Genomic DNA, 11308 nt, shown 5'->3' on the forward strand with positions numbered 1-11308 from the left:
CGTTACCCCCGCCGCGCGGCCGCGCGCTGCCGTGGCGAGCGGGGACAAAGACGCCGCCTCAGCCGATGCGGGCCAGCCTGCCACCACCCCTCCCTCTGGCGTGGCGGCAGCGAAGCTCAATGCTTCGAACGACGCCAGCACCGCGCGAACCAGGGGGTTCGACGATCCGAGCGGCGCCTCAGCTGAGCCAACCCTTCCGATCCCACCACGGGCCTCGGCAGACGCCGCGGCGACAGCCGCCGCAATGGAACAAGACCAGGCAGCCGCCAGCGCGGCAACTCCCCATACGAAGACCGTTCCTCAGACACGCCCCGCCCGACAGGCAGCCGCACAGACCAGGACCGCCATGCCGGACCGACACCCGACGGCACCCGAGGGCACCGTCACCGAGACGGCATCCGCCGCCGCCCGTCCGCCCGAGCAAGAGAGCAGCGCATCGCGAACCGCGCCGAGCTCCACTTTGCATCAGGAGGAGCGGCGGAATCACCCGCAGCAAGCGGTTACACTGGCACCGACCGCGCCGGCCGATCCGTCAGCCGGTCTCGGAGCTGGCACCACCTTGGTCGCCATGGCCGCACCCATCCGGCCTGACCCGACGCCCCCTATTGTGGCCCAGTTCCGAAGCGACGGGACCTTGAAGGTCGCGGGGGAGGCAAGGCCAGGGCACCTCGCCAAGGCGCTGCCCTGGACCACAGACGGGGCAGATCCACAACCCTTTATCCAATTGGCTGAGATTCCCACGCCAACCGGCTCCGCGTCGATACAAGGTGGCCCTGGCAGGAAGAGCGCATCCACCGCCCCCGGCATCGCCCAGGGCCGGCCCACGGTCTCTATCTCTCCTCCCGCGCAAGCGGCCGTACCGGTCGCCCATGCCCCATCAAACAGGGCGCCGCCCGGGATGACGGAGCCCGGCCTGGGGCAGACAGACAAAACCCAAGCCGCAGCCGCGCTTCAAGCGAGCGCGGCTGCACCTGCAGCGATCGTCACTGAAACCAGGGGAGTCCAGACGGCGCCCCTGCTGCCCGCGGGGGACCCCGCACCTGCACCCGCAGAGGTAACGACGCCGCTGACACCAAGCCCGGTTTCGACAGAAACCGGCGCGCCTCCAGCGATGCCTCCGCCCATCGCCATCGGCACGTCCGGCGATCCGCAGAATCCGCCCGCCGGCAGCGCATCGGTGCCGCAAAACCCGGCCGCCATCCCTGCCCAGATCTCAGGGCGACAGCCTTCGACATCCGGCACCCTGGCCGGCACTCCTGCCATCGCCATCCGAACGGAAGGAACGACGGCCTCGGCAGCATCCGCAGGATCGCCCAACTCCGGCGGCCCCCTGTTGCGCCCCACTTCCGGCGCGGCCGCCAGCACGGATGGCGCCGCCCTGGCGGACCGCGCTCAGGCAGCGCGAGCAACCCTCGCCACGACCACCCCCGGCAGGGTCGGCCCAACCGCCAATCTCGCCATCCCACAACCGGCGGGACCCGGCGACCGCAACTCACCCACCATCGGCCACGGCCTCTTCGGCAGCGGCTCCGCCCCAGCTCCAGCCGCCGTGACAGGGGGCAGCCCTTTCCCGCTTGCGGCACCGACGCCGGGTGCCGGTGGCAGCCCGCAATTGCAGGGCGCAGCCAGCCTGGCCGGGCTGTCACAGCCTCCTCTTGGCGGCCAACCTCCCGCCATCCCGGCAACGGCAACGGCCCTCGCCGCCTCGGTCGTGGCGATGTCTCAAAGCGGCCAATCGACGACCGTCCTGCGCCTCGATCCGCCTAGCCTTGGCGCCCTGTCAATTCACATCGCCCTGACCGGCAACGCTACCGTTAACGTGGTTTTCGTCCCGTCGGTCCCACAAACGGCCCAGTTGATCCACGGCGCCCTCCCGGATCTGCACCATGCGATGGCCAGCGCGGGGCTCAATCTCGGCGAGGCGCAGGTCGGCGGCGGGGCCGGCGGCAGCCCGAACGGACAGGCAGGACACCAAACAGGAGAAAGGACCAGCTTTGCGCAGACCGCGATATTGAGCCGCACCGCCTCCGAGGCAGAGCCGGCGCCTGTGAAGGACGGCCTCCGCGGTGCGCGGGCGGTCGCCTGATCCCTCTCCACACTCAAGGATATCTGTGAATGCCGGCCTCCTCGGAGACATCTGGCAGCGAGCGCGTCGAATTGGAGCCGATGCAGCCCGCCACACGTGATGCGCCCGCAATCACGAGCCAGGCCCTCGTCGAACGGCTTCCCATCGTGATCACGGTCGAACTCGGCCGTACGAACGTCTCGGTCAAGGAGCTCAAAAACCTGCGCAAGGGACAGATCCTCGGTCTTGACAAGGCAATTGGCGAGGCCTTCGGCATCTACGCCAATGGGCAGAAGCTCGCTAGCGGAGAAATCGTCTCCATTGCCGAGCAGCGCTACGGCGTGCGCGTGGTGGCGGTGGTGGAGGAAGGCGACCAAACCGGAGATGCCTTTCCATGAATGCGGCCAGCGTTCACCGCGATGCCTGGCTCGCCTTCGCCCAGCTCTGCGGTCCCGTGATCCTGCTCATGTTCGTGCTCGGCATCGCGATCGGTGTCCTGCAAACGGCGACCCAGCTCCGCGATTCCTCGCTGCCCTTCATTGTCAAGGTTATTGGCGTCGCCGTGCTCAGCACCTTTGCCGGGCCATTCATGATGGCCGGTGTCGAACAATATGCGACACGGCTTCTGCTCGCCATCCCCAGGTTGCTCCATGGTTGAGTCGCTTACCTTACGACCGGTGCGGCGCATAGCCCTGGCAGAGCTTGCAGGACCCATCATCATCCTGCTCGTGCTCGTCATGCTGGTGGTGCCGCTGCCGCCCGCTGCGATCTCCTTTCTCTTCGCGCTCAACATTTCTGCCGGACTCGTCATCCTCGCCGCCAGCCTCTACGTCTCCTCCCCGTCCGAGTTCTCTGCCTTCCCCTCGGTACTGCTCGCGACGACCCTCATGCGGCTCGCGCTCAACGTCGCCACCGCGCGCGCCATTCTCCTCAACGGGGCGAGTGGTCCAGGCGCCGCCGGTCGGGTGATCGAGGCTTTCGGAGAATTCGTCGTCGGCGGCAACTACGTGGTCGGCGCCATCGTCTTCCTGATCTTGATCATCATCAATTTCGTCGTCGTCACGCGCGGCGCGAGCCGCGTCGCCGAAGTCAGCGCCCGCTTTATGCTGGACAGTCTGCCCGGGCGCCAGCTCGCGATTGACGCCGAGATCAATGCCGGCATGCTGAGCCCCCAGGCGGCAGAGAAGAAGCGCGACTCGCTTCGGCGGGAGGCGGACTTCTTCGGCGCCATGGACGGCGCCTCCAAATTCGTCCGCGGCGACGTCGTGGCGGCGATGATCATTCTCGCCATCAACATGATCGGCGGATTGATCATCGGAACTCTGCAGGCGGGGCTGCCGCTGGCGGATGCAGCCCGCACGTACACGCTGCTGACGGTGGGCGACGGCGTGGCCGCTCAGATCCCCTCGCTCACCATCTCGATTGCAGCCGGCCTCGTCGTCACCCGCGTCGCCTCCAACGAGGATCTCGGTCTGCAGATCAGGTCGCAGATCGGACGCTATCCGCAGGCACTCGCGATCGGCGGCGCGATCATGGCGGCGATCGGGCTGATGCCCGGCATGGCGCATCTCCCCTTCCTGTTCATCGCGGCCATGCTCGGCCTGATCAGCTGGCGGCTGACGCGCGCAGTGCCTGCCGGGACGACCCAAGCAAGCGCGCAGCAGACCGATGCCACGACCCCGATCGAACCGAAGATCGACACAGTGGGGGATGTCACGGGCGTCGATCCGGTCGGCATGAGCATCGGCTATGCGCTGACACCGCTGGTCAGCCAAGGCGAGGGCAAACTCTTGAACCGGTTGACCGCCGTTCGGCAACGCTACGGACGGCAGATGGGGTTTCTTGTACCGGCCGTGCACATCCGTGACAGCAGCGACCTGCCGCCGCATGGCTACCGCTTTGCGCTGCGGGGTGCGGCGGTCGGACATGGCGAGGTCTGGCCGGGCCAATGGCTTGCGATCGAAGGCAGCCTGGTAACCGAAAAGCTCGCCGTCGGCCGCCCGGTGCGAGACCCCGCCTTCGGCCAGGCAGCGGTCTGGATCGCGCAATCCGCCATCCCAATGGCGGAGGAGCGTGGCTATACGGTGGTTGATTCGGCAAGTGCCCTTGCCACCCATTTCGCCGAGGTACTGAAGCGTCACGGCGCAGAACTGCTCGGGCGGCCACAGGTTGAAGGCCTCGTCACCCGCCTCGCCGAGACCCAGCCGCGTCTGGCTGAGGATCTGCGTACCAACCTCCCCCCCGGTTCCATCCGCCAGGTTCTCCAGGCCCTGCTGCAAGAGGAAGTGCCCATTCGGGATTTCGAACGGATCGCGGAAGCGCTGGTCGATGCGTCAAACGGCCCCGCCAAGGAACCGGAAGCGCTGCTCGGGGCAGTGCGTATCCGGCTGGGCCGCTTCCTTGTCTCGCCTTATTTCGGTCCTGACATGACACTGCGCGTCGCCGTGCTGCATCAGGCCCTTGAGGAGCTCGTCGCGAAGAGCCTCCGCGCCTCGCGAGAATCCGGCATCGGGCACGAGGTCGAGACCGAAACCACGATGCATCTGCGTCAGGCGGCGCAGAATGCCGCCCGCGCCCTGACCGCGATCAATCGGAAGCCGATTCTCGTCATCCAGGGCCAGCTGCGACGCGTCGTCGCGCGCGCCGTGATGCCCATCATCGCGGTCATCGCCATCGAGGAGATTCCCGAGGCGACGCCGCTGCAGGTCGTCTTCACCGCAAGCCCGGCGCAGAATGATGGCTGAACAAATGCCCCTGCTGCCGGATGATGCGGCCCTGCGGAAGCTCTACGGTAATTGGGTCAAGCGTACCGCCCTCATGCTGAAGGCGCGCATGCCCTGGGCGGACCTCGACGAATTGCTCCAGCTCGGGGCGGTCGGGATGCTCGAAGCCCTGCAGCGCTTCGACAGCACGCGCGGCATTGACTTCCAGGCCTTCTGTGCCCGCCGGATTCGTGGCGCCATGATCGACGGTCTGCGCCGGGAAGGTGCGATACACCGGGGAGAGACGGTCTTCGATACGGAGGTGGTGGAAACCGCAGCCGTGAAGTCCGGGGATTCGCCGGAAGACCCTCTCCACCATCTCAGCCGCGCCGATGACAAGAAGCTGATCGCGGCGGCGCTGAGGACCCTGCCGGCGCTCGAATACCGCGTCCTCGCCCTGCATTTTTACGATGACATGAACAATCGTGAGATCGCCGCCATCCTCAACATCAGCGAAGGCTATGCGTCGCGTATCCGAAAGCGGGCGCTCGAGCAACTCGCCGCCCGTCTCACCGCCGTCACCAATGGAGTGACCGCATCATGTCGCTAATCATCGGCATCGTCATGTCCGTCGGCTTCATCCTCTTCGCCGTCATCCTCGACGGAGACAGTCCGACGGAACTCATCGGGGTCTCGGCGGCGATGATCGTGCTCGGCGGCACCGGTGGGGCGGTGATCACGCAATTCGGCATCGGCCGGATCGGCATTGCGCTCAAGGCCGTGAAGACGCTTCTCAAACCACCGAAGACCGATATCCCGGCCTTCATCGCCAATATCGGCGACTGGTCGAACCTGGCCCGCGCGCAAGGGTCGCTGGCACTTGAGACGGTGCTCGAAGGAACCGAGGATCCCTTTCAGAAGAAGGGTCTGCAAATGATCATCGACAATACGAGCCAGGAGGATCTGCATACCATCTTCGGCATCCTGTCCGACAATGAGTATCGCGCCGACATGAAGGGTGCGGAGTTCTGGGAGGCGGCGGGCGGCTATTCTCCTACCATTGGCGTGCTCGGCGCCGTGCTCGGCCTCATTCACGTGATGACGCGCCTCGACCATCCGGATGAGCTCGGCGCAGGTATCGCCACGGCGTTCATCGCCACTGTCTACGGCGTCGGCTTCGCGAACATGATCTTCCTGCCACTCGGTGCGCATATCGCCAGCCTGGCTAAGGCACGCAAGCAAGAGCGGCATATCGTCATCCAGGGCTTTCTCCTGCTCTCGGAGGGCAAGTCAGGCACGCTTATCCGGCAGAATCTTCAGAGTTTCGTAACCGATCAAAAGAAGAAGGACAAAGCCGCCGATAAGGGCGTTGAGGCCAAGCTCGGCGAAGCAGAGGAGCAGGCGGCATGAGCAGCGGTGGCGAGGATGGCGAAAAACCGCCCAACCACGAGCGTTGGGTTATCAGCTATGCGGATTTCATGACACTCCTGTTCGCGCTCTTCGTGGTGCTCTTCGCCTCTTCCTCGCGCAATCGCGCGAAGATGGAGGAAGAGGCCAAGGGCATGGTCGCCGCCTTTCATGGCCTGACCCCGGCGCTCATCCGGCAGCAGGGAGCGAGCAAGGGCATGATGAAGCATCAGCCGTCTCCGGTGCCCAAACCGATCGAAAACCCGGCGCCACGAACCCCGCACAACGAGGCGAAGCCGAAGCAGAGCGCGCCGGTCAATCTGCCGGTACCCCCGAAGCCCCATGCCCCCGCAATCGCTCCCAAGCCTGCGCAGCCCATGCCGCCGCCTACCCCGGTGCCCCAGCGGCCGGTCCTCAGCAAGGCAGTCTCGCAGCAGCTGGCCCAGGAGGCGCTGGCACTCGAAAAGGTTAAACAACAGCTGGAGTCGCTGCTGAGCCCCCTGACCTCCGGCCATCAGGTGACGATCGAGGCGACGCCGCTGACACTCACGATCAGCCTGGACGCAGCCGTACTGTTCGATTCCGGCAAGGCGGAGCTTCTGCCCGGAGCAAAAAGCCTTCTCGACAATGTCGCCGACAGCCTCAAAAGCTTACCACGGCCCTTCGCGATCAACCTGCAGGGCTATACCGACAACCAGCCCATCGCGACCCCACAATACCCGTCCAACTGGTCGCTTTCGGCGGAGCGCGCGGTGAGCGTGGTCGAACTCTTCGGGCAACAGGGCATCGAGGGCGATCGACTGTCGGCGCAAGGCTTCGGTGAATATGTGCCGCTTGCCGACAACAGCACCGAGCAGGGACGGGCCAAGAACCGCCGCGTCGTCATCGTCATCCGCGCGCCGGATGTGCAGGCACCGTCGCCATCGACCACAACAGCGCCCGAGTCCGAGCCCATCGCCCCGGCATCGCTCAACGTCACGCTGCCACAGCCGGCGCCTCCATCCCGGGCGGCGGTGGCATCCCCTTCGCCACCGTCGCCCGCATCGCCCCATCCCTCACCTTGAAATGCAGCCATGGCGAAAACCGCAAAGAAGAATGCCAAGTCGCATCGGCCCAGGCTCATTCGCCGCGGCCTCGTGGTTCTGGCCATCGCCATCCTCTGGGCAGCCGGGCATCAGCCCACCTCCTTCACGCCCTCTTCGCTTCTCATCTGGGTCCTTGGCATGCTGACGGTGGCGCTGTTCGCCCGCGCCGCCTTCGCCGTGCTCGAGCCGGTGCTGAAGCTCGGCACCGGCCTTGTCCTCTACGGTCTGCAACGACAGCATCACTTGGGCGGGGACGAGTCTTGAGTTTCGTCCTCATCCGCAAGGAGCCCGAGCCGGTAACGGCCGTAGGAAGCGAGGAGGCCGCGGCGGCCGTGGCAGCGGAGGCGGAAGCTGCGGCGCAGCGGATTGCCGAGTGCGTTGCGGAACGGGTCGCGGCGCTACGCGGCGCGGCCGAGGCCGAAGGCCGCGCTGCCGGAGAGGCAGAGACCCGTGCCGCCGCAGAAGCAGCTCGCATCGGTCAGGAGAAGGCGGTGCGTACCGCCATTTCCGCCTTCTCGGCTGCCACCGCCGAACTCATGGCACCGCTGGCGCGCAAGGAGCATGACCTCGCCGGTCTCATCACCGAACTCGCCTTCATGCTGGCACGTCACGTAGTGCGGCAGGAGGTCGCGCTGCGCCCGGACAGTCTACGCGCCCTCGTCGCCACGCTGCTCGACGAGGCGGTGCGGGAGCGTCATAGCGGCCAAAGCATCGTCGTGCGCCTCAATCCGCAGGATCACACGGTCATCGCACCGCAATTCGATCTGCCGCAGGTTCACCTCCTTGCCGACGGACAGATCGAGCGCGGCGGCACGCTGGTCGAGCTGCTGACGAGTGATGGCGATCCGATCGACAAGATCGAATGGGACGCGCAGATCGGCAGCCGCCTCGAGACGTTGCGGGCGGCGCTGCTGGGCGAGGATGACGGACCGCCGCCCGCGCTGCCGCCCCCGGCGCCACGCGATACGGCGCCCCCGGCATGATCTCGACCGAGCGCATCCGGGAGATGGCGGGCGCACGGCTACGGCCGGCGCTCGTGCGGGACCCCGTGCTGCGCTTCGGCCGGATCGTGCGCTCCAATGGCGAAGTGCTGCATGCGAGCGGCATCCGGGCGCCGATCGGCGCTCGCTGCCTCGTCGACACGGGGGAGAAGGAGGCGCGGCCGGCGGAAGTGGTTGGGTTTCAAGCCGGCATGCTGCTCATCATGCCGGAGCAGGGCATGCGCGGCATCACCCGTGGTGCCCGGGTCCATGTGCAGAGCGACTCCCCCTCGCCCCTGATGGGCGAGGGCCTGCTCGACCGTGTCCTGGATGCGCGCGGCCAGCCGCTGGATGGAAGGCCTGCGCCAGAACTCACCCATCCCTGGCCGCTCCTCGGGCAGTCGATCAATCCCATGGCTCGCGCCCGCATCACCCGCGTCTTCGACGTCGGGGTCTCGGCCATCAATGCGCTCGCCACCATGGGCCGAGGCATGCGCATCGGGCTCTTCGCGGGCAGCGGCGTCGGCAAGACGACGCTGCTCGGCATGATGGCACAGCATGCGGAGGCGGACGTTGTCGTCGTCGGCATGATCGGCGAGCGCGGACGCGAAATCCGCGAATTCATTGAGGATCACCTCGGCACAGCGCGGGCGCGCAGCGTCGTCGTCGCCTCGGCTGCCGACGATACGGCGCTCGGCCGGGTACATGGCGCCTATCGCGCCGCCGCCATCGCCGAATATTGGCGCGCCCAGGGCCGGCACGTGTTGCTGGTCGTCGACTCCCTGACGCGCCTCGCTATGGCCTTGCGCGAAATTGGTCTCGCGGTCGGGGAACCACCGGCGACCAAGGGTTATCCGCCGTCGGTCTTCGGTGCGCTCGCCGCCTATGTTGAACGCGCCGGCAACGGCACCGACGGGCAGGGATCCATCACCGCGATCTATACCGTGCTGGTCGAAGGCGACGATCATGTAAGCGATCCAGTGGCCGATACCGCGCGCTCAGTGCTGGACGGGCATATCGTGCTGTCCCGCAGTCTGTCCGAAGCGGCGCTCTATCCACCTATTGACGTGTCCGCCTCGCTCTCGCGGCCGATGTCGAGCTTGGTCAGCAAGGCGCATCAGCGATTTGCCGCGCGCTTCCGCACACTCTGGGCACGTCGGCAGGAGAAGCAGGACATCATCGATCTCGGCGCCTATGCGCCAGGCCGAGACCCCATCCTCGACGAAGCGATCCGCCGCGCCGCACTCATGGAACGCGTGGTGCGGCAGAATGCCCATGAGCCAGTCAATCTTTTGCAAAGCCTTGCTCTGCTAGAGGCAGTCTTCGCGGAGGTTACGACATGAAAAGCAAGACGATCGAACGACTGGATCTCCTGACGGCGACACGGGAACTGCGCCTCCTAGAGGAGATCGGGCGACAGAATGGGCTTTTGGAGCAGGCTGCCCGGCAGCGCGAAATTCTCGCCGGCTACCGGGAGAAGTTGGCGCGGAGCTGGCGTGGGGGCGCCGTGATCGAGGCGGGTGGCGCCCGGCGGGCGGCCGCCTTCATCACGGCCTCGGACAGTGCAGAAAGCCAGATCGTGCGGATGGAGGCGCAGGCGGCAGAGGCGCTGAAGTTGGCCCAAACCGGCTTTGCCCATGCCCAGGAACATCGCGCCAATCTCGCCGAAGCGCGGCGCAGCCTGACCGTTCTGGAGGAACGGCGGGCCGAACAGCGCCGCGAGCGCGCCCAGGCCGGACCCTTCCTCCGGCCGCGGAGCTAGGCGCCATGGCCAATGACGCGGAGGCAAAGCGCGGGGGGTGCAACGCGAATAGGCATGAACTGACCCCGTCGCCACCCAAACAACGGACGAGATTCGTATGAGCGCTTCTCTGTTCACCAATTTTTCCGCCTCGATCGGGCTGCAGGAAGCCCAGATCAACGTGCTGGAGCAGCAGATCGCCAGCGGCTATGCGGTGCAGGCGCCCAGCCAGAATCCGGCTGCCTACGAGACCGCGACCATTGCGCAGAACCAGATCGGCGCGCTGGCCAATCAGAACGCGACCCAGGCCTCGATTCAGACCAAGCTCGCCAGCGTCACCAATGCCTATGGCTCGGTCTCGACACTGTACAACAATATCCAGTCCGTCATCGAGCAGGCGTTGAACGGCACCACCAGCCCGCAGCAGCTGCAGACCTTCTCCACCCAGATCCAATCCTTTTCGCAACAACTCGTGGGCCTCGCGAATTCGACCGCCCCCGACGGCAGTTATCTTTTCGGCGGCTCGCGCTCGACGCTCACCCCATTCCAGACCAATGGCAGCGGCCAGGTCGTCTATCTCGGTGACAGCGGACAGAGTCAGGCGGCGATCACACCGACCACGACGACGGGGACTCTCGCCAGTGGCAGCGTCTTCGTCAGCGCTCTCGCCGGGAACGGCTACGCCATCGCCACGGCCGGAGCCGCCAATGCCGGGACGGGAACCTTGCTCTCCGAAGGGGTGGTGCAGGCCCAGACCGCCGCCTCCTTTCAGGCCGGCACCGCGCCGATCACGCTGAGTTTCGCAACCGGCGCGAACGGCCTCACCTATACCGCAATGCAGAACGGCACGGCGATCGCGACCGGGGCCGCCACCGATGGTTCCACGATCCAACTGGCCGGGCAGAATTTCCAGCTCAACGGCACGCCCGTGGCGGGTGACAGTTTCACAATCAGCCCCAGCCGGCCGCAAAGCGCTTTCGACATGCTGCAGGGACTGTCGACGTCGCTCTCGACGGCCGTGAATTCGTCGGCGAGCAAGGCGCAGCTAACCCAGACTCTGAGCAACGGTCTCGCGACACTCGCGCAATATCAGCAGACCCTGCTGACGGCGCAGGCTCAGAACGGCGTCACGCTGCAAGCGATCAGCAATGCCGGCAGCAGCAATGCCAACCAGAGCACCGCTCTGCAGCTCACCGTCCAAAACGCGGTCGGCACCGACATGCCGGCCGCCATGACTCAACTAAACCAGACCATCACCGCCGTGCAGGCCGCCGCGAAAGCCTTCAGCGCCGTACAAAATCTCAGTCTTTTCCAATACATCTGAGGAC

The 11308-nt window shown here is 66.2% G+C and carries 12 protein-coding genes; all 12 read left to right on the forward strand.

Features of this window, described 5'->3' with window-relative positions:
• Positions 1 to 1111: 1111 nt before the first annotated feature.
• A complete protein-coding gene (locus VL752_RS04615; RefSeq protein WP_325352637.1) occupies positions 1112 to 2086 on the forward strand; it encodes a flagellar hook-length control protein FliK in 975 nt (324 codons plus the stop codon).
• A gap of 29 nt (positions 2087 to 2115) precedes the next feature.
• The gene (locus tag VL752_RS04620; protein ID WP_325352639.1) at positions 2116 to 2463 is read left to right on the forward strand and encodes a FliM/FliN family flagellar motor switch protein; all 348 of its coding nucleotides are present in this window, start codon (positions 2116 to 2118) and stop codon (positions 2461 to 2463) included.
• Complete coding sequence (locus VL752_RS04625; protein ID WP_325352641.1) at positions 2460 to 2723, forward strand: flagellar biosynthetic protein FliQ; 264 nt, start codon at positions 2460 to 2462, stop codon at positions 2721 to 2723. Before VL752_RS04620 ends, VL752_RS04625 begins: the two co-directional genes overlap by 4 nt.
• A complete protein-coding gene (locus tag VL752_RS04630) occupies positions 2716 to 4809 on the forward strand; it encodes a flagellar biosynthesis protein FlhA (RefSeq protein ID WP_325352643.1) in 2094 nt (697 codons plus the stop codon). The genes VL752_RS04625 and VL752_RS04630 overlap by 8 nt, the downstream gene beginning before the upstream one ends.
• Positions 4799 to 5377 carry a sigma-70 family RNA polymerase sigma factor gene (locus tag VL752_RS04635; protein WP_325352645.1) on the forward strand — a complete coding sequence of 193 codons (579 nt, stop codon included), beginning with the start codon at positions 4799 to 4801 and terminating at the stop codon, positions 5375 to 5377. Before VL752_RS04630 ends, VL752_RS04635 begins: the two co-directional genes overlap by 11 nt.
• The gene (locus VL752_RS04640) at positions 5368 to 6177 is read left to right on the forward strand and encodes a MotA/TolQ/ExbB proton channel family protein (RefSeq protein WP_325352647.1); all 810 of its coding nucleotides are present in this window, start codon (positions 5368 to 5370) and stop codon (positions 6175 to 6177) included. Before VL752_RS04635 ends, VL752_RS04640 begins: the two co-directional genes overlap by 10 nt.
• The gene (locus tag VL752_RS04645; protein ID WP_325352649.1) at positions 6174 to 7238 is read left to right on the forward strand and encodes an OmpA family protein; all 1065 of its coding nucleotides are present in this window, start codon (positions 6174 to 6176) and stop codon (positions 7236 to 7238) included. Before VL752_RS04640 ends, VL752_RS04645 begins: the two co-directional genes overlap by 4 nt.
• A gap of 9 nt (positions 7239 to 7247) precedes the next feature.
• Positions 7248 to 7523: a hypothetical protein gene (locus VL752_RS04650; RefSeq protein WP_325352651.1), complete on the forward strand. Its 276-nt coding sequence runs from the start codon at positions 7248 to 7250 to the stop codon at positions 7521 to 7523.
• Positions 7520 to 8242, forward strand: coding sequence for a FliH/SctL family protein (locus tag VL752_RS04655; protein ID WP_325352653.1), 723 nt, complete (start codon positions 7520 to 7522; stop codon positions 8240 to 8242). Before VL752_RS04650 ends, VL752_RS04655 begins: the two co-directional genes overlap by 4 nt.
• Positions 8239 to 9582, forward strand: coding sequence for a FliI/YscN family ATPase (locus VL752_RS04660; protein WP_325352655.1), 1344 nt, complete (start codon positions 8239 to 8241; stop codon positions 9580 to 9582). Before VL752_RS04655 ends, VL752_RS04660 begins: the two co-directional genes overlap by 4 nt.
• Positions 9579 to 10001 carry a hypothetical protein gene (locus VL752_RS04665; RefSeq protein WP_325352657.1) on the forward strand — a complete coding sequence of 141 codons (423 nt, stop codon included), beginning with the start codon at positions 9579 to 9581 and terminating at the stop codon, positions 9999 to 10001. Before VL752_RS04660 ends, VL752_RS04665 begins: the two co-directional genes overlap by 4 nt.
• A 97-nt stretch (positions 10002 to 10098) precedes the next feature.
• Positions 10099 to 11304 (forward strand): flagellar hook-associated protein FlgL, encoded by a 1206-nt coding sequence (gene flgL, locus VL752_RS04670; protein WP_325352659.1) that lies wholly within the window; start codon positions 10099 to 10101, stop codon positions 11302 to 11304.
• Positions 11305 to 11308: the final 4 nt, after the last annotated feature.

The sequence above is a fragment of the Acidisoma sp. genome, assembly GCF_035492295.1.
Taxonomy (GTDB): domain Bacteria; phylum Pseudomonadota; class Alphaproteobacteria; order Acetobacterales; family Acetobacteraceae; genus Acidisoma.

Bases quoted from the DNA above. Each gene is read 5' to 3' on its own strand.
- VL752_RS04615 (WP_325352637.1), top strand. From the start codon at position 1,112: ATGCCTCCGCCCATCGCCATCGGCACGTCCGGCGATCCGCAGAATCCG.
- VL752_RS04620 (WP_325352639.1), top strand. From the start codon at position 2,116: ATGCCGGCCTCCTCGGAGACATCTGGCAGCGAGCGCGTCGAATTGGAG.
- VL752_RS04625 (WP_325352641.1), top strand. From the start codon at position 2,460: ATGAATGCGGCCAGCGTTCACCGCGATGCCTGGCTCGCCTTCGCCCAG.
- VL752_RS04630 (WP_325352643.1), top strand. From the start codon at position 2,716: ATGGTTGAGTCGCTTACCTTACGACCGGTGCGGCGCATAGCCCTGGCA.
- VL752_RS04635 (WP_325352645.1), top strand. From the start codon at position 4,799: ATGATGGCTGAACAAATGCCCCTGCTGCCGGATGATGCGGCCCTGCGG.
- VL752_RS04640 (WP_325352647.1), top strand. From the start codon at position 5,368: ATGTCGCTAATCATCGGCATCGTCATGTCCGTCGGCTTCATCCTCTTC.
- VL752_RS04645 (WP_325352649.1), top strand. From the start codon at position 6,174: ATGAGCAGCGGTGGCGAGGATGGCGAAAAACCGCCCAACCACGAGCGT.
- VL752_RS04650 (WP_325352651.1), top strand. From the start codon at position 7,248: ATGGCGAAAACCGCAAAGAAGAATGCCAAGTCGCATCGGCCCAGGCTC.
- VL752_RS04660 (WP_325352655.1), top strand. From the start codon at position 8,239: ATGATCTCGACCGAGCGCATCCGGGAGATGGCGGGCGCACGGCTACGG.
- VL752_RS04665 (WP_325352657.1), top strand. From the start codon at position 9,579: ATGAAAAGCAAGACGATCGAACGACTGGATCTCCTGACGGCGACACGG.
- flgL (WP_325352659.1), top strand. From the start codon at position 10,099: ATGAGCGCTTCTCTGTTCACCAATTTTTCCGCCTCGATCGGGCTGCAG.